Origin of the sequence: Pectinatus haikarae (assembly GCF_050916305.1) — a bacterium.
Lineage (GTDB): Bacteria > Bacillota > Negativicutes > Selenomonadales > Selenomonadaceae > Pectinatus > Pectinatus haikarae.
Window position 1 is genome coordinate 2138825 of the sequence record NZ_CP116940.1, and the last position, 18288, is coordinate 2157112.

Annotated in this window: 20 protein-coding genes and 1 pseudogene; all 21 read left to right on the forward strand. The window is 39.7% G+C overall.

The annotated features are described in order from the left end of the window. Positions 1 to 40: 40 nt before the first annotated feature. The 21 genes and pseudogenes from NXG61_RS10375 (at position 41) to NXG61_RS10475 (ending at position 18282) form a co-directional block, all read left to right on the forward strand. On the forward strand, positions 41 to 499 hold the full coding sequence (locus NXG61_RS10375) for a flagellar export protein FliJ (RefSeq protein WP_307223902.1): 459 nt from the start codon (positions 41 to 43) through the stop codon (positions 497 to 499). 6 nt (positions 500 to 505) lie between these two features. After that, positions 506 to 1153 carry a lytic transglycosylase domain-containing protein gene (locus tag NXG61_RS10380; protein ID WP_307223899.1) on the forward strand — a complete coding sequence of 216 codons (648 nt, stop codon included), beginning with the start codon at positions 506 to 508 and terminating at the stop codon, positions 1151 to 1153. A 96-nt stretch (positions 1154 to 1249) separates the two neighbouring features. Continuing rightward, entirely contained in the window at positions 1250 to 1936 is a 687-nt protein-coding gene (locus tag NXG61_RS10385; protein WP_307223898.1) for a MotE family protein, read from the forward strand. Positions 1937 to 1995: 59 nt separating this feature from the next. After that, positions 1996 to 3588, forward strand: coding sequence for a flagellar hook-length control protein FliK (locus NXG61_RS10390; protein WP_307223897.1), 1593 nt, complete (start codon positions 1996 to 1998; stop codon positions 3586 to 3588). Between the two features lie 13 nt (positions 3589 to 3601). After that, on the forward strand, positions 3602 to 4096 hold the full coding sequence (locus NXG61_RS10395; RefSeq protein WP_307223895.1) for a flagellar hook assembly protein FlgD: 495 nt from the start codon (positions 3602 to 3604) through the stop codon (positions 4094 to 4096). A gap of 27 nt (positions 4097 to 4123) precedes the next feature. Next, the gene (locus tag NXG61_RS10400; RefSeq protein WP_307223893.1) at positions 4124 to 4507 is read left to right on the forward strand and encodes a TIGR02530 family flagellar biosynthesis protein; all 384 of its coding nucleotides are present in this window, start codon (positions 4124 to 4126) and stop codon (positions 4505 to 4507) included. Positions 4508 to 4582: 75 nt separating this feature from the next. Then, positions 4583 to 6052, forward strand: a complete 1470-nt coding sequence (locus NXG61_RS10405; protein ID WP_307223891.1) for a flagellar hook protein FlgE — start codon at positions 4583 to 4585, stop codon at positions 6050 to 6052. Positions 6053 to 6159: 107 nt separating this feature from the next. Then, positions 6160 to 6360, forward strand: coding sequence for a flagellar FlbD family protein (locus tag NXG61_RS10410; protein ID WP_307223889.1), 201 nt, complete (start codon positions 6160 to 6162; stop codon positions 6358 to 6360). Positions 6361 to 6437: 77 nt separating this feature from the next. Continuing rightward, positions 6438 to 6950 (forward strand): flagellar basal body-associated FliL family protein, encoded by a 513-nt coding sequence (locus NXG61_RS10415; protein WP_307223887.1) that lies wholly within the window; start codon positions 6438 to 6440, stop codon positions 6948 to 6950. Positions 6951 to 7039: 89 nt separating this feature from the next. Further along, positions 7040 to 8053, forward strand: a complete 1014-nt coding sequence (gene fliM, locus NXG61_RS10420) for a flagellar motor switch protein FliM (RefSeq protein WP_307223885.1) — start codon at positions 7040 to 7042, stop codon at positions 8051 to 8053. After that, the gene (gene fliY / locus NXG61_RS10425) at positions 8046 to 9302 is read left to right on the forward strand and encodes a flagellar motor switch phosphatase FliY (protein ID WP_307223883.1); all 1257 of its coding nucleotides are present in this window, start codon (positions 8046 to 8048) and stop codon (positions 9300 to 9302) included. Before fliM ends, fliY begins: the two co-directional genes overlap by 8 nt. 54 nt (positions 9303 to 9356) lie before the next feature. Next, a complete protein-coding gene (locus tag NXG61_RS10430; protein WP_307223881.1) occupies positions 9357 to 9719 on the forward strand; it encodes a response regulator in 363 nt (120 codons plus the stop codon). Further along, positions 9719 to 10270, forward strand: a complete 552-nt coding sequence (fliO, locus tag NXG61_RS10435; RefSeq protein ID WP_307223880.1) for a flagellar biosynthetic protein FliO — start codon at positions 9719 to 9721, stop codon at positions 10268 to 10270. The genes NXG61_RS10430 and fliO overlap by 1 nt, the downstream gene beginning before the upstream one ends. Positions 10271 to 10287: 17 nt before the next feature. Then, positions 10288 to 11040: a flagellar type III secretion system pore protein FliP gene (gene fliP, locus NXG61_RS10440; RefSeq protein WP_370871652.1), complete on the forward strand. Its 753-nt coding sequence runs from the start codon at positions 10288 to 10290 to the stop codon at positions 11038 to 11040. A gap of 11 nt (positions 11041 to 11051) precedes the next feature. Continuing rightward, positions 11052 to 11321, forward strand: coding sequence for a flagellar biosynthesis protein FliQ (gene fliQ / locus NXG61_RS10445; protein ID WP_132547694.1), 270 nt, complete (start codon positions 11052 to 11054; stop codon positions 11319 to 11321). A 55-nt stretch (positions 11322 to 11376) separates the two neighbouring features. Continuing rightward, a complete protein-coding gene (gene fliR / locus NXG61_RS10450; protein ID WP_307223875.1) occupies positions 11377 to 12162 on the forward strand; it encodes a flagellar biosynthetic protein FliR in 786 nt (261 codons plus the stop codon). Continuing rightward, positions 12122 to 13246 carry a flagellar biosynthesis protein FlhB gene (gene flhB, locus NXG61_RS10455; protein ID WP_307223977.1) on the forward strand — a complete coding sequence of 375 codons (1125 nt, stop codon included), beginning with the start codon at positions 12122 to 12124 and terminating at the stop codon, positions 13244 to 13246. The genes fliR and flhB overlap by 41 nt, the downstream gene beginning before the upstream one ends. A 37-nt stretch (positions 13247 to 13283) precedes the next feature. Beyond that, positions 13284 to 15350 (forward strand): annotated as a pseudogene (gene flhA, locus NXG61_RS10460) (flagellar biosynthesis protein FlhA). Continuing rightward, complete coding sequence (gene flhF / locus NXG61_RS10465; RefSeq protein WP_307223873.1) at positions 15351 to 16664, forward strand: flagellar biosynthesis protein FlhF; 1314 nt, start codon at positions 15351 to 15353, stop codon at positions 16662 to 16664. Between the two features lie 5 nt (positions 16665 to 16669). After that, positions 16670 to 17572, forward strand: a complete 903-nt coding sequence (locus NXG61_RS10470) for a MinD/ParA family protein (protein ID WP_196603349.1) — start codon at positions 16670 to 16672, stop codon at positions 17570 to 17572. A gap of 20 nt (positions 17573 to 17592) precedes the next feature. Then, on the forward strand, positions 17593 to 18282 hold the full coding sequence (locus NXG61_RS10475) for a flagellar brake protein (protein WP_307223870.1): 690 nt from the start codon (positions 17593 to 17595) through the stop codon (positions 18280 to 18282). Positions 18283 to 18288: the final 6 nt, after the last annotated feature.

Sequence of the window (18288 nt, forward strand, 5' to 3'; positions counted from 1 at the left end):
AGGTTTACTGTTGACGTGCTGTGAAAAATGAGGAAGATAGTTGGAAAAATTTATATTCAAACTCGAAGCTTTTTTAAAAATATCAGTTATCGAAAGAGAGAAAGCGGAAATATCCATGGCTGCAGCTGTACAGAACCTGCAAAAACAGAAAAAAATTCTTATTTCCCTGAAACTTGAAATGGATTTAAACTTAAAGGAATATGAAAAACTTTTGGCTGAAGAAAAAGTAAATGTTAGCATGATGCAAATGTATGGTAACTTTTTCTCTTGGAAAAGAGGACAGATAAATTTGCAAGAAACCTCAGTGCGAAATGCTGTTTCTCAAAGGAAACAGTGTCTGCAAGTGCTTTTGGCAGCACAGAAAAAAGTCAAAAGCTTGGAACAGCTTCGTGAAAAAAGATTTGATGAATATCGTTATGAAGTCTTTGCCCAGGAACAAAAGCAGATAGATGAAATCGGTCTGCAGATGCATACGCGCAGGATTGGGATGGAGGAATAATATCTTATGCAGATAAATACTGTACCCGCTATGAAACAAAACGATCTTCTGGCAGATATAAATAATGTGCAGAAGCGTATTAAAGAAATAGAAGATCAATTTAGTATAAAGAACTTTTCTCCGGAAAAAATGACGTTTGATCAGACACTTACTAAGCAAATGAAGGATGTAAAACCGGACAGAGGCAGTGGTATCGGTCAACAGACAGCAGATACGGTACAATCTGCCGGTCGAAATGACAGCCAGACTCCTTCTGCTGCAGCCGTACATAATGTTCCACCACAGCAGATTGAAGAGATGATCCAAAAAGCGGCCGTAAAATATGGAGTAGATGCGAAACTCCTCTCAGCAGTGGCGGAAACCGAATCAAACTATAATGCTGAGGCTGTTTCATCTGCCGGCGCGGTCGGCGTTATGCAATTGATGCCTAATACTGCATCAGAACTGGGTGTAACAAATCCTTATGATGCTCAGCAAAATATTGAAGGCGGCGCTAAGTATTTAAAGGAATTGCTGAATGATTTTGGCGGCAACGTACGTGAAGCTGTTGCAGCATATAACGCAGGACCTCAAGCGGTGAAGAAATATCAGGGAGTACCACCGTATGCTGAAACGCAGAATTATGTGAGCCACGTTTTAGATCTTTATCAATAAAGGCGGACATTTATTCCTTCATGGATGTAGATGCAGAAGCAAACCGGCTTTTACATATTTTAAAAGTATATAATTTTCAACAAGGTGGGTAGCTTGATGGCAAAATCTACTGCAGGCACAGTCAACAAACAGACAGTAAAAAATCAGCGCGCTGATCAGAAAAACGCGCAAGAAAATACAAAACCTAAAAAAGCTTTGTGGAAAAAAATTTTAATAGTGATTTTGATTATTCTGCTATTGTTTGGTGGATTTTTTTTGGGTATATATTTACGGATATTGGATACTAATAAATTAAACACATCCCTGCATCTTTATGATTGGCCCGTAATAGGACAAAATTTTGTAAAACCTGATGAGGAAGCTGCACAGACTGAAAAAGCACAAGTAGATGTCGGGTCAAAAGGGGGCAGCAGCGTAGCCAATGCCGCACAGGCTGAGAATCCTGCAGCTGCACAATCAAAACCGGTCAGTTTAACAAAAAAGCAGCTTGATGAACAAAAAAAGACCAGAGAAGCTGAGATAAATAAAAGAGTGGGAAAACTGTCACGCATATATGCACAGATGGATCCGCAAAAGGCCGCAGCAATTTTAGCGCCTCTTGATGATAACGTTGTGGGTTCTATCCTGCAGAAGATGGATGATGCCCGTTCGGCTAAAGTAATGGAAAACTTTGATACAACGCGTGCCGCTCAGATTACTCAGCTCCTTTACAACGGCATCACACCGCCTACACTGCCACAGCTTGATCAGGCTGAAAAAGCAACAACCGTACAGAACCAATAAGATTTGTTTTTCTTTAAGCGTCAGTTGTGTTACAATTGATTCTGAAAGGAGGTGAGAAAATGGACAATAATACAATAATGATTAAGACAGCAGCTTCTTCGGCAGACAGCAGCAGTGAAAATAAAAAAACTACTGCCGTGAAAAATTCATCGGATAGTTTTTCCGGCGCCTTGGATAATGCAAAAGATACTGCCGATGCTGATGCAAAAAAGGATACACTCAACGATAAAGTATCAGACACCGGCAAGAAAATTGCAGACAAAGAGAATAAGCCTGATGATGCACTTTCACAAAAAAAAGGTGCTAAGTCAGAAAAAGAGAAAACAGCTGATGATAAAACGACTGCTGCGGCAGTGACAACGGCGATTGATGCTATAACAAATGCTGCAGATATAAATGTTCTGGCAGCGCTGGTCACAGCAATGCAGACTGATACGGTGACAGATAACAGCATCTCGGCAAAGATGAATACAGCATTATCTGAATTGACCGGTTTTGTAAAAACGACAGTTTCTGATGATAAAACGGCGAAAACTCAGTTAAATACAGCAAACAATACTGAAAAAACTCAGTTAAGCGTATTATCTGGCAGTACTGTCGTGAATACAATTGAGGGAAAAATCATTGAACAGCCAAAAATGATTTTGAATCAGCCTCTTAATACTGAAAATAGTGTGAAATTAAAAGATACCAATACAACGGATGAGCAAATCACTGTGGATCAGACGGGCAAAACTGCAAACAAAATATCGCAGGTGCAGACTGCCCAGGGAAGATCTGCTTTGGTCGCAGAAACATTGGCTTTACCGGCAAAAGAAAATTCTTCAGTGCCGTCGGTCAAAGTTCCTGATCAGGTCAGCACCGAACTGCTGCGGAACACGAAACAGCTTGATGGCAGTACAACAGCTGATCAAGCAACAGCCGTAAAAAATAAAAATACGGTACAGCTTAATGTTATTGACTTAACGTCTAGGCAGGAAAGCGGTAATTCGGGAACGACATTTAGTGAACAGAGTACACAGCAGGAAAATCTTTTGACAGGAGAGTCAAAATCTGCGGCAGAAAAACAAAATAAGAGTGCTGACACTAATCAATTAAATCATATTTTTTCAGTGGCATCGTTGTCAGATGATACGATGAAAAGCTCTGCTCAAGGTATGACATCAGTGTCAGATGCAGCGCAGCAAAATAGGCTGCAGGACAATTACGATATTGCAGGTCAGATCATAAAAAACGCCCAGTTGATAAAGTCAAATGAAAACTCACAGATCACGATAAATCTGCAGCCGGAACATTTGGGAGAACTTGCTTTGAAGATCAGTGTAGCGGCAGACGGTGCAGTGAATGCTTCTTTTCACAGTGACAACGCACAGGTGCGCAATCTTATACAGTCGACAGTGGTTCAACTGCGGCAGGATCTTCAGGATCAGGGAATAAAAGTAGATAATATAAATGTCTACAGTGGTCTTAGCGATATGCTGTCGAATGGGCAGAGTAACTCAGGACAATTCGATAGAGAACAAAAAAAATCTGATTACAGAATTGGTCAATTGATTGAAGCTGCGGGGCAGATGGAAAATTTCAGTACAGCAGCATCCTCAAGTGAGCAGAACCAAAGTCTCACAAGCGACGGGATTGATTACAGAATATAAGGAGTGATTATTAATGGCAACAAGTGCGGTATCTTCAACAACAGGCACAACAACTTCCACCAGCTCAACGAGTTCATCTTCAAGTTTGGATACACTTGCCAATGAAGACACATTTATGCAGCTTTTGGTGGCGCAGATGAAAAATCAGGATCCTTTGAATCCTATGGATGGTACGGAATATGTATCGCAGCTTTCCCAGTTGACATCTACAGAACAGATATCAAAAATGGCAACAGCGATGAGCACGATGTCTTCGGTTGTTGATAATTTGAATACTTCTGTTGTGACAGGGCAGCTCAGCTCCATGATAGGAAAGACCGTAGAATGGGAAACCAGCTCGACTGTCACAGGTTCCGATGGAACAAGCACTACTGAAAAAGTACAGCATACGGGAACAGCACAAAGCGTTTCTATAAGCGACGGCACACCATCACTGATTGTTAAAGAAGGTAATAGTACCACAACAGTCAGTGTCAGTTCACTGACATCAATCAGTGATGCTTCTTAAAAAATAGGCGGCAGGGGGTAAATATATATGAGAAACAGTTCCGAAATATATTTACAGCCATTTATGCCGGTTGGTAATCAAAATAATGCGTCGAAAAGTACGTCTTCTCAAAATAAGGGCAGTCAGAATTTCGCTGATATATTGAGACAGACAGACCGGACTGTTAATTTTTCGCAGCATGCTTTAAGCAGAATGAAAGAACGCGCTATAAGCTTAAATGATGCTGATATGGAGAAGCTGAACGATACGGTGGATAAAATGGCGCAGAAGGGTGCACGGGATGCACTGATTTATCTGAAAGGAACGGCTTTTGTTGTGAGCGTGGACAATAAAACTGTGATTACCGCCATGGATGGCGCAAGTACGAAGGAAAATATATTTACAAATATTGACAGTGCAGCCATACTATAACAGCTGGACCTTCGGGGGGCTTTAGCCGCTGAATGACAGAGGCGGCCGGCTGCACGCAAAGGAGACTGATTTATTATGATGAGATCTTTGATGACGGCTGTTTCCGGACTGAAAAATCATCAGACCAGAATGGACGTAATCGGCAACGATATTGCTAATGTAAATACTACAGGCTATAAATCAAATACCGTGACATTTGCCGACACTTTAAGCCAAACATTGTCGGGATCTTCTTCCGCCAACGGGACTACCGGCGGTGTGAATGCAAAGCAGATAGGGCTGGGGATGAGTGTTGCCGCTATAACGAATAATTTCACTGCAGGCAGTGCATCTTCCACGGGAAATAATACGGATCTTGCCATTGATACTGATAACGGACTTTTTGTTGTTAAAAATGGTGATGAAACATATTATACACGCAACGGAAATTTTACACTTGACAGCAACGGCAATCTGACCATGAACGGCAACGGTTATTATGTACAGGGCTGGAATGCCGTTGACGGAAGTGTAAATGCAAGCGGTAGTACACAAAATCTAAAGATAGATATGAATTCTTCAATGCAGCCAAAAGCAACATCGACAGTTACATTGAGCGGCAATTTATCGGCAGATAATACAGCTGAAACAATAAAAGGAATAAAGTTAACGCTGGCAGATGGAACTACACAAACTGTTGATAGTACTGATACCACTACTGCTTATGGTATAGGTGATTCATATACTTATACGGATTCTAGCGGAAACTCACAGTCGTCAGCTATAACGGCTATGACATTAACTCTATCAGATGGAACAACAACTACTTCTAGCTCCGGTGTCTATGGCAGCAGCTATACATTAGGCGGAACTACGTATCCAAGTTATACTACGACAGCGACAGTTTATGACAGTCTGGGTGCATCCCATTCTATCCCGGTCAGTATTGAACAAACTGGCTCAGATACATGGAAGGCAGTTGTTGCTCCGGGAACTTACGATGGCCTTACAGTTACAGCCGCATCGACCACAAACTTAACTTTTGATGGCAGTACGGGAAAACTTACATCGGGAGATACAGGCAGTATAACTGGAAATACCTATAATAATGGCGCTACGCAGAATGCCAACATGTCATTGGATTTCAGCAGCCTGACACAGTATTCCGGTGAAAATAATGCCAGTGCAACTGGTGACGGCTATGCAGCTGGTTTCTACAAAGAAATGTCTATCGGTCAGGACGGTGTCATAACGGTAACATATACCAATGGACAGAAACAGTCAGCTGGACAAATTGCCATTGCTACTTTCAATAATCCGTCAGGACTGGAAAAATCAGGCGGCAGTCTTTATTCGCAATCTAATAACTCTGGTACCGCACGTGTAGGCACCTTTGCTTCTCAGGCAGTCACGGTGACGCCGGGTTCTCTGGAAATGTCAAATGTTGACCTTTCTACGGAGCTCAGCGACATGATTATTACACAGCGCGGTTTTCAGGCAAATTCGAAAATGATAACTGTGTCTGATGAAATGCTGCAAACATTGATTAATATGAAACAATCATAACCTTAAAGATTTTAAAATCGAGGGGAGTTTATTCTCCCCTTGCCTTTTTTCCCTGCCTGTTTTAATATATCTTCATTGATATATAATAAAAAAACTTGGAGATTACTATGATAAAACTTACAAAATTTAATTCGGACTCAAATAAAAAAGGAGAATTTATCCTTAATGCTGAAATAATAGAAACTATAGAGCAAACTCCTGATACAGTTATAACGTTGCTAAATGGGAAAAAATTGATAGTCGATGAAAAAATGGATGAGGTAGTGCGCAGGGTAATGACATATCGCCGCGCTTTGCATAAGTATTAATACAGGAAAATTACACGATATTTTTAACTGAGATATTGTATTTATATATAACTGCATACAAGGAAGGTGTGGGGAATATGGCGGAAGAGGAAGTTGTAAGCAATGGCAGTGGTGAAAATGGCGGTTCCAAAAAGAAAAAATCCATGTTGCTCGTTATCGTGCTTGTCTTGGTGGGATTAGCGCTGGCTGGAGGGATATCTTATTTTGTTACTACAAAAATAGTAAGCACATCTAATGTTAGTGCACCCATAAAAAAAGAACCGGGAGTTTTTGTAAAGATAGGCGACCCTAAGGACGGCACCATAATAGTCAATGTCGGTGGTGTGAAATCAGGCAGATATCTGAAGGTGGGTGTTGTTTTAGAAATGAATCCAGCAGATGAAGTTAATTTTAAAGAGCACAAGATAACGGATGCCGCGCAGTCAAAAGTCCTTGATGCGGTTATGAGTACCTTTCGCAAACAGGGTATAGAACAGCTGGAAGCATCTAATGAAGATAAATTGAAGGAAGCTATAAAGAATGAAGTTAATGCTGCTATTGGTGATGGCAGTGTCTACAATGTCTATATAACGAGCTTTGTTCTGCAGTAACAATATTTATTCTTATATAATTTTTGTGCTGATTTGTTTTATAAAGTACATGGTCATTTATTATGAATAAGTAGAAAGGAGGATGAAGGTTGGCAGGAGACATTTTATCACAATCTGAAATTGATAAACTATTGTCAGCTATTTCGACCGGTGTTGTTTCTGCTGATGAGGTAAAAGTTGAAGAGCAAAAGAAGATCAAGATATATGATTTTAAAAGACCTGATAAATTTTCTAAGGATCAGATCAGGACTTTGTTCATGCTTCATGAAAATTTTGCCCGTGTTCTTAACACTTATTTGTCTACGCACCTTCGTGTATTGGTAAAAGTGGAAGTTGCCTCTGTTGATCAGCTTACATATGAAGAATTTATCCGTTCATTACCAAATCCGAGCGTGATCAGTGTTTTGTCATTGTCTTCTCTCAAGGGAAATATAATTTTTGAAATGGATACAAATGTAGTATTTTCGATCATTGATCGTCTTTTTGGCGGTGTCGGTGATGAGAGTAAAATGAAGGCAAGAACACTGACAGATATTGAAGAGACAGTCATAAAAAAGATGATGAGCAAAATGATGGAAGGGTTACAGGAAGCATGGCATAATGTTCAGGATTTTGAACTGAATATTGAAAGCATGGAATCTAATCCCCAGTTTACACAGATCGTTCCTTCAGGAGATATGGTCGTCATTATCACTCTTCAGCTTAAGGTAGGAAATGTTGAAGGGCTCATAAACATCTGTATTCCTTATATTGTTATAGAACCTATCGTTCCAAAATTGACGACGACTTTTTGGGTATCTGCCGCATCAGCACGGCAGGAACATCCTGAAGAAGTTGATATGCTGAAAAGGAAGCTGCGCAGGGCAATAGTTCCAGTCAGTGTAGAATTGGGAAGACTGAGTCTCACAATAAATGAGTTTTTGACATTGGGTATGGGAGATACTTTACGGCTTAATACAAAAGTGGATGATGAGCTTGTCTGCATAGTCGGTGAAAGACCAAAATTTTATTGCCGTCCCGGAATTATAGGAAAAAGATCAGCAGTACAAATAACAAAAGTAATAGAATCAGAAGACGAAGAGGAGGAAAAAAGGGATGGCTGACGGAATGCTTTCGCAAGAAGAAATCGATGCTTTGACTAAAGGCATAGCTCCGGATATACCACAGGAGACAAATTCGGCTGCACAGGCAGATTTATCAAGTTCATCAGACGAAACACAAAATAATGAAGCTCTTACTGATGTCGAAAAAGATACTCTGGGAGAAATTGGCAATATATCAATGGGCAGTGCAGCTACTACGCTGTCAATGCTGCTGGGACATAAAGTTTCTATAACAACGCCAAATGTAAGTATAGAAACAATGGCTGATATAAAAACACATTACCCAATGCCTTATCTTATAGTTGGAGTCAGTTATACTACAGGGATAACTGGAAATAATATCCTGGCAATTCAGGCTGGTGATGCGGCTATTATTGCTGATTTGATGATGGGCGGTGACGGAACGAACGTCACCGATGAGCTTGATGAGATAAGGCAGAGTGCTGTGAGTGAGGCTATGAACCAGATGATGGGTTCGGTTTCTACTTCACTGTCTCAGATTTTTAATAAAAAAATAGATATTTCACCTCCGCAGGTTCATATGGTGGATATGGCCGTTGCAGACAAGGTTACCGATTTTTGGGCACAGACAGAGCCGGTTATAAAGATTTCTTTTAAAATGGAAGTTGAAGGTATTATCGACAGTGAAATAATGCAGATACTGCCGGTAAATGTATCAAGGGATTTAGTGAGAAATCTGACCGAAGCTACTACAGGGCAGACCAATAATGAACAATCGGCAGCTGCGCCTGTACCGGAAACAGCTGCGCCTGCTCCGGCACAGAATAATACTGTATCCCCGCCGCCAATCCAGCCTGTTGCAGAACCGGTTCAGCAGCAGACTATGCCCGGACCTTCGACGGCACCAGCCCAGGAGGCATCTCAAGTACATATGCAGGCAGCGTCTGGTTCGCAAAATATTGTCTCCAACATAGCTGTACAGCCGGCGCAATTTACGCCACTTGCAGTGGGACAGATACCTGTCAATAATGCTAATATAGGTTTGATCTTGGATGTGCCTCTTAATATTACGGTAGAGCTCGGCGCGACTAAGAAGAGTATCAGGGATATTCTGGAATTGTCCAGCGGATCTGTTATTGAACTAGATAAATTGGCGGGGGAACCTGTGGATGTGTTGGTGAACGGAAAACTTTTAGCAAAAGGCGAAGTTGTCGTTATTGATGAAAATTTTGGTGTCCGTATAACAGATATAGCAAGTCCTATGGAACGGGCCAAAAATTTATCATAAAAGATTGTTCTTATTATATATGGATAATAATTATACTGTGGAGGAGAATAAAATATGGCTACAAAAGTTTTAGTAGTGGATGATGCGGCTTTTATGAGAATGATGGTAAAGGATATTTTGTCTAAAAATGGTTATGAGATAGTGGGTGAGGCTGAAAATGGAGCTGTTGCTCTGGCTAAATATCAGGAGTTGAAACCGGATCTGGTAACTATGGATATAACTATGCCGGAAATGGATGGGATAACTGCTGTTAAGGAGATAAAGAAAGCTGATCCAAATGCAAAAGTTATCATGTGCAGTGCTATGGGGCAGCAGGCTATGGTTATCGAAGCAATTCAGGCAGGAGCTCGTGATTTTATTGTAAAACCTTTCCAGCCTGACAGGGTTTTAGAAGCTGTTCGCAAAGCTGTAGGCTGATGAAAAAGTATAGAATTTTTGTGTTTTCTGCGGCTGTATTTTTATTCTGTTGGCTTATACCTGTAGTTTTCGTTTTAGCCGCCGGTGATTCTTCATCAGGCGGCTATTTATCTCAATATCAAAACGCTGATCCGCATCCGACCAGTGCGTCATGGATATCCACCTTTGGTTATTTACTTAGTTTGGTAGTCATATTTGTTTTTGTTGTGGCTTTGGCATATTATGTGTCACATTATCTGGGAGATCGTTTTGGTAAACAGTTTAAAAGTAATGGCAATGGGGCATTATTGATGAGTTTGCCTTTAGGACCTAATAAATCCATTTGTGTTGTAGAGATTGCGGGTCATATTATGATTTTGGGAGTTACTGATCATAATATAACACTTTTGCAGGAAATAAAGGATATGCAGGAAATAGAAAAATTACATTTATCCTTTCCGGATGAATCTCTTGAAAAAAATCCATTGGGGATTTTCGGTCAACAATTCAATTCTTTGGATAAGATATCCAAAAGGCTGCCAGAGTTTTTTAAGAATAAATATCATAAATAAAGAAAGGTTTTCACGTTTTGAAAGAATACCTTAAAATATTAATATTATCAGCAATTTTTATAATTATCCCATCTCATTTGCTGGCAGCGCCATTGCCTTCGGCAAATGTCAACATAGGAATAAGCTCATCGAATAATCCTCAGGATTTGGCAGTGACCTTGCAGGTGATGGCACTGCTCACTATTTTATCCATTGCTCCGGCAATTTTGGTCATGACTACAGCTTTTGTGAGAATTGTTGTCGTATTATCATTTTTGCGTAATGCGCTTTCGATCCAAAATGCACCGCCGAGTCAGGTAATTATAGGGTTGTCTTTGTTTCTGACTTTTTATATTATGGCTCCGTATTGGGGGGAAGCCAATCAAAATGGACTGCAGCCCTATCTTAATGGAGAAATATCTCAGACAGAGGCTTTAAGCAATGTTGCTGCACCTCTGAGGGAATTTATGTTTAAGCAGACACGTGAGGCAGATATAGCTCTGTTTGTCAATCTGTCTCAGGCGGAACGGCCGGAAACGCAGGAGGATGTTTCAACATTTACTTTGATTCCTGCGTTTATTATCAGTGAACTGAAAACAGCTTTTCAGATAGGGTTTATGATATATATTCCTTTTATAGTTATTGATATGATAGTTGCCAGTACTTTAATGTCTATGGGGATGATGATGCTGCCGCCAACTATGATTTCCCTGCCGTTCAAAGTGTTATTATTTGTCATGGTAGATGGATGGCATCTTTTGATAAATTCACTTATTGTCAGTTTTAAATAGGAGGCTGAAAAATGTCAGGTGACACAATAATAAATTTGAGCCAAAATGCTTTACTTATGGTTTTGGTGATTTCAGCACCAATGCTTGGTTTGGGACTGGCTATAGGGCTTCTTGTGAGTGTTTTTCAGGCTACAACATCTATTCAGGAACAGACGTTGGCATTTATTCCTAAAATAGTTGCTGTTTTTGTTGCTATACTTATATTCGGTCCTTGGATGCTGACTATGATGGTTGATTATATGGCACGTATTTTTATTGATCTGCCTCGTTATATAGGCTGACGGTTGGCTGTATTTAGGAAAGGAAAAGCTGTGTTAGGGCGCAGTAGTTCTAATCTTGGATTTATTTGATATGCTGCAGAATCATGTAGGTCTTTTTCTGTTGGTTCTGACACGAATAAGTGGGATATTTTTAATATCGCCGTTTTTAGGCAGCGTCAATATTCCCGTAAATATAAGGGTGGGGACAGCTTTTTTCATAAGTATTGTGCTCTTCCCTGTAATTGAAATGCAGGGGCTGCCCGCGCTGCCGCAAAGAGTTGACCAATATGCCGCACTTGTGGTGGCTGAGCTTCTGATAGGCTGGATGATAGGTTTTGTAGGATATGTTCTATTTTCGGCTATAAATGTCGGCGGTCAGTTAATTGATATGCAGGTTGGTTTTGCAACCATAAGTGTGATGGACCCCACCTCGGGGCAGCAGGTACCGCTGGTAGGAAGTTTCCTGTATAATCTGTGCATTTTAATCTTTTTATCAGTTAACGGGCATTATATTATTTTATCGGCACTGTCTGAAAGTTTTATGGCAGTACCGGCGATGTCTGCTCAATTCGACGGCAGAATTGTAATGTTTATGATAGATATTATCGGCGGCGTATTTGCCACTGGGTTGAAATTGGCATTACCCGTATTATTTGCAATATTACTGACTAATGTGGGGCTCGGAGTTTTGGCAAGAACAATGCCGCAGATGAATATTTTTGTTGTCGGGATACCTGCCCAGATTATTATAGGCATATTTGTAATTGGTATTATGCTGCCATTTTATGCACTCTTTTTGGATGTGATTTTTAATGAATTGTATGGCGGTATTACAGCGATGCTGCGAGCCATATCAGGGTAAAAAAAACTATATTTCATTTGATATTCAGCTGTTTGCCGGAGAAAAGACAGAAGATCCGACTTCTAAGCGTATGTCGGATGCGCATAATAAAGGGCAGGTAGCGCGAAGTCAGGATTTATCAGCTTCGATTGTTATTCTGGCGGGTTTTTTTACATTATGGAATTGTGGTACCTATATTTACAGGGAATTAACGCAGTTTATGGCATTGATTTTTACTAATTTAGAGGGACCTCTCAATGCTGAGTCAGTTGTTCATCTGTTTATGGAAACAATGGTTGTTTTGGCAAAGACACTGGCGCCAATTATGTTTGCCGTATTACTTGCAGGCTTGGCACTCAATTATTATCAGGTAGGTTTTGTTTTTTCTACGGAACCTTTGACTTTTGATTTAAATCGCTTAAATCCTATTACAGGCATAGGTCGTATTTTTTCCAAACGTTCTTTGGTGGAGTTGGCAAAGTCTATAGCTAAAATACTCATAGTAGGGTATTTTGTTTATTTATATATAATAGATCAGGTCATACAAATGCCTAAGCTTATTTTTATGGATCTGCAGATGGCACTTGTAAGCATAGTCGATATTATTTTTAAGTTAGCTTTTGAAATATGTGCTGTATTGCTCATACTGGGAATTATGGATCTCATGTATCAGAAATGGCAGCATAAGCAGGAGCTGAAAATGAGTAAGCAGGACATAAAGGATGAATTCAAGCAGACTGAAGGTGATCCTCAGATAAAGGGCAAGATAAAACAAAAGCAAAAACAAATGTCTTTGCAGCGTATGATGCATGAAGTGCCAAAAGCGGATGTTATCATTACAAATCCTACACATTTTGCAATTGCTCTTCAATATGAAAAAGGAATGACGGCTCCGGTCATTATTGCAAAAGGACAAGATCTTGTTGCACAGAGAATAAAACAAATTGCGTGTGATGCAGGAATAGCCATAGTAGAAAATAAACCTTTGGCAAGAGCTCTATACCTTTCTGCTGACATCGGAGATGTTGTACCGCAGGAATTATATAAGGCTGTTGCAGAAGTTTTAGCATATGTATACAGACTCAAAAAGAAAAAATTAGCTTAAATATTCGCTAAATCAGATTTTAAGGAGTAAATACGTTATGGCAACACCGGCTACAATGGCAGGAAATTTTATCAATAAATATAGTGATGTTGTTATTGCCTTGGCAATCATCATGATAGTCATAATGATGATTATTCCTTTGCCAACTTTTTTATTGGATTTATTGCTGTGTTTGAATATTACACTGGCATTGACTATTGTGATGGTAACTATTTACAATGTGGAGCCATTAGATTTTTCTGTTTTTCCGTCATTGTTGCTAATAACAACACTTTTTCGTCTTGCATTGAATGTTTCGTCAACACGGTTGATTTTGCTGGATGGATATGCCGGCGAAATAATAACTTCCTTTGGTAATTTTGTGGTCGGCGGCAATCCGATAGTCGGTTTTATTGTTTTTGTTATTTTAATAATAATTCAATTTATTGTTATAACTAAAGGGGCAGAACGTGTAGCTGAAGTTTCTGCCCGTTTTACTTTGGACGCTATGCCCGGCAAGCAAATGGCTATTGATGCGGATTTAAATCAAGGGGCGATAACGGATGCAGAAGCCAGAGCAAGACGTGAAAAGATACAGCATGAAGCGGATTTTTACGGAGCTATGGATGGGGCCAGTAAATTTGTATAGGGAGATGCTGTAGCTGCTATCATAATAATTATCATTAATATCTTTGGTGGGTTTATAATAGGTATGGTTCAGCGTAATCTTTCTATAGCACAGTCTTTGCAGCAATATACTCTGCTCACTGTGGGTGAAGGTTTGGTTAATCAGATACCGGCACTGATGGTTTCCACGGCCACCGGTATAATCGTGACGAGAGCAGCATCAAATTCCAATCTTGGCAGCGATTTGATCAGTCAGCTGTTTAGAAATCCGCGGATATTTTTCATTGCCTCAGGTGTTTTGATGTTTTTGGCCATTACGCCGGGATTGCCGACTATTCCATTTTTAACGCTGTCTTTACTGGCATTGTTGATAGGCTATAATCTCAATAAATCGCAGAAGGCTTCTTTAGCCACAAACAAGGTTAAGCAGAAGGAAAAAGACAAAGAGGAAATTAAAAAACCGGAAAATGTTATTTCGCTTCTTCAGGTTGATCCTATGGAATTGGAAATAGGATATAGTCTGATACCTCTTGTCGATACAGGGCAAGGCGGTGATCTTTTGGAGCGTATTGTCATGATCAGGCGGCAATGCGCACTGGAACTTGGTTTGGTTGTACCTACCATACGCATACGTGATAATATACAGATAAAACCCAATGCATATATCATAAAATTAAGAGGAATTGAAATAGCAAAGGGAGAATTAATACTTGATCATTATTTAGCAATGAATTCAGGTACTGTTGTGGAGGAAATTGACGGTATTGCAACTACAGAACCTGCTTTTGGGTTACCAGCCATATGGATAACGGAAGCGCAGCGGGAACAAGCAGAACTTAATGGGTATACAGTGGTAGATGCTGTTTCTGTTCTGGCAACACATATAACAGAGGTCATAAAGGCACATGCCGATGAAATACTTGGACGGCAGGAAACGCAAAATCTTATTGACAATATTAAAAAGACAAATCCGTCCGTCGTTGAAGAAGTTGTTCCTGATTTATTGACTGTTGGTGAAATTCAAAAAGTATTGGCAAATTTGCTTCATGAACGAGTATCTATACGTGATATGGCAACTATTCTGGAAGTTTTGTCTGATTATGCGAAAGTAACCAAGGACCCGGATATACTTACTGAATATGTCCGGCATGCGTTGACAAGACAGATAACGAGTCAATATGTGCAGAACAATGTTCTGCCGTGTGTTTCACTTTCACCCGAATTGGAAAATAAGATTGCAGGGGCGGTACAAAGAACGGAACGCGGATCTTATGTCAGCCTTGATCCAAATACTACAAAAAACCTCATAACGGCATTGAATAAAGTTCTGCAGGACCTTACGAATTTGGGATATCAGCCTATTGTTCTGACAGGCCCTGCTGTACGTATTTATTTTAAAAAATTGGTGGAACGTTCTATTTCTGGTGTTATAGTATTGTCCCAGGCTGAAATAGATTCGAATGTCGAAATACAGATCCTTGGGGTGGTGAAAATATAATTGCAAATAAAAGTATTTAAAGAACGCACTGCAAAGGATGCTATGGATAAAGTCAGAAGTGAGTTGGGACCTGATGCGGTTATTTTACACACGAAGAAATATACGACGGGCGGAATTTTGGGCTATGGCGGGAAAAAAATGGTTGAAGTAACTGCAGCTATCGAGGATGCACCACAGTCTAAGATCCTGCCGCCGATAAATGCCTCTGGTAAAAAAGAAAGTGTTCCTGCGGGTGCACCTAATATAAAACAGGAATCCTATATTAGACCTATTGTGCCAAGGCAGATATTGGAAAGCTATAAGACAGCAAACATTCGTGATGATTTATCAGATAAATTGGATGCACAGGATTTTTTGCCGCAAAATACGGCTGCTGAAAATCTTAATGTTGTAAAGGCGGATGATAAAATATCTGTTCTTTCTCCGACTGAAATAGATCAGCAGAAAAAGATTCAGGAAATGGAACGAGAGCTTGCCAAAATGAAGGTTATTCTGGACAACGTGATGGGGTCGCAAAAAAGTAAAAGTTCAAGTGCGGTAAAAAAGAAGATATCCTTAAAAGAGACATTGCTGGGGCAGGAAGTCAATGAGGCAATTGTTCAGGAAATCATAGGGAATCAAGACGAACAGGCGCTTTTGGCAGATAAAGATGATCCTTACGTACGGGAGTTCTTATTAAAGTATCTGGAAAAATATATGGGGACATCCGCAGGAATAGAAATTGAAAAGGGAAAAATGAAAATTGTTGCTCTCATCGGAGCAACGGGTGTCGGCAAAACCACTACACTGGCAAAAATAGCATCACGCTTCGTGCTCGAGCAGGGGCTGCGTGCGGTTTTAATTACTGCCGATACATATAGAATTTCAGCTGTTGATCAATTGAAAACATATTCTGATATAATAGGATTGCCTTTGGAAATTGTATATACTCCTGTAGAGTTGAAAAATGTTATAAACAGACATAGGGATAAGCAGTTAATTTTGATTGATACAGCCGGTCGGAGCCAGCATAATGATTATCAGCTGATGGAGCTGCATGATTTGTTGAGCGTAAATGACGATATTGAAAAACATCTGGTTTTAAGTGCGACAACAAAGTATAAAGATGTAATAGATATTATAAGAAAATTTTCTTTATGTGCCCCAGACAAAGTTATTTTTACGAAAACCGACGAAACTTCAAGCATAGGAATGATTCTTAATTTGTTGAAGGAATATCCGCTTACTTTATCATATTTTACAAATGGTCAAAGTGTGCCGGACGATATTTTCCCGGCACAGTCAAAAAATTTAGCAGACCTTTTATTGAGGTAGATGTTATGGAAGACCAGGCTGCCAAACTAAGGCAGATGATTGAAAATAGAAATCTTTCGCATGGGAAAGAGGCAGCAAAATTACAGAACAATAAAAAAAATACTTCTGAGTCTTTGCGTATCATCGCTGTTACAAGCGGGAAAGGCGGAGTGGGGAAAACAAATTTTACTGTTAATTTGGCTATAGCTCTTTCCCGTGCAGGAAAAAGTGTACTGATTATTGATGCAGACTTAGGACTGGCAAATGTTGAAGTAATATTGGGACGTTCTTCTAAATATACGATGATGAATCTGTTGAATGATAATATTTCTTTAGAAACGATTATTTTGGAGGGACCCGAGGGGATCAAGTACATTTCAGGAGGTTCAGGTTTTGAACAATTAGCTGACCTATCAATGCATGAGCGTGTCTTGTTAATTAAAAAATTATATGAATGTGAAGCTTTTGCTGATATAATTTTGGTAGATACCGGTGCGGGTGTTGGCAGAAATGTGTTGGATTTTTTGGAGGCTGCTGATGAAATTATTTTACTTACCACTCCGGAACCGACGGCACTTACAGATGCATATGCTGTTGTGAAGGCTTGCCGGGTGAGCTGTGATAATTTAAATATCAAGCTTGTCGTTAATCGAATATATGATGAGAATGAGGGCATTGAAGTCAGCTCAAAGCTTATAACGACAACAAGAAAATTTTTGGGAGTTTCTATAGAATCTCTTGGCGTGATTTATGATGATCGTAATATGGTGAATGCAATCAAGAGGCAGAATCCGCTTCTATTATCGTATCCTGATACAATAGCAGCAAAATGTATCACAGTCATAGCTCAATCAATTCTGCAGGGATGCAATCTAAAAGTTAAACGAGGCTGGCGTGATTTTTTGCAGCGTTTGATTTTTTCAAGATAATTTTATGGAGGAAATAGGTGATGAAACGGATTGATGTTTTTGAAACAAAAAAGGTTTTAAAAATCGGTCAACGTGTAGAAATCAGCAAAATAGGTGATGTCGATGATGAGCAAAGTGAAGTATATACCAGCAGAGTGGAAGATATAAAAAATGACGATGTTTTTCTTGCATTGCCAATGGATTCAATGCTGCGGCCTGTTATACCTAGGGCAGGGCAGATAATAGAGGGACGTATCATAGAACAAAATCATATATATTCTTTTACGGCCCGATATGGTCATATGGATAAAAAAATTATTCCTGTATGGAAATTAACGATGAATGCTACTGTTGTAAAAAGTCAGAATCGGGAATTTGTACGGATACCCGCGGTAGTGGCTTTGAAAATCTCAGTTGCTGCTAAAGATGGCAGTTTGGGGGTACCTTTTCGTACAGACAGTGTGGATATGAGCGGGAACGGCGTATCCTTTTTATCTGCTGAACCATTTCCGCTTGGTACAATATTGACTGTTGAAACTACGCCGATTCCTTCAGTGGGCAGGATACATACTTTTGTAGAAGTAAAACGTTGTGCATTTTTAAAAAATGGAGAAAAATATTTGATTGGCGGTCGGTTTACTGATTTGTCTAAAGCAATTCAGAACAGATTAGTGAAGTATTTGTTTAGTAAGCAAAGAGAGCTGATCAATAAGGGGATTATTTCAAAATAAGGAGGG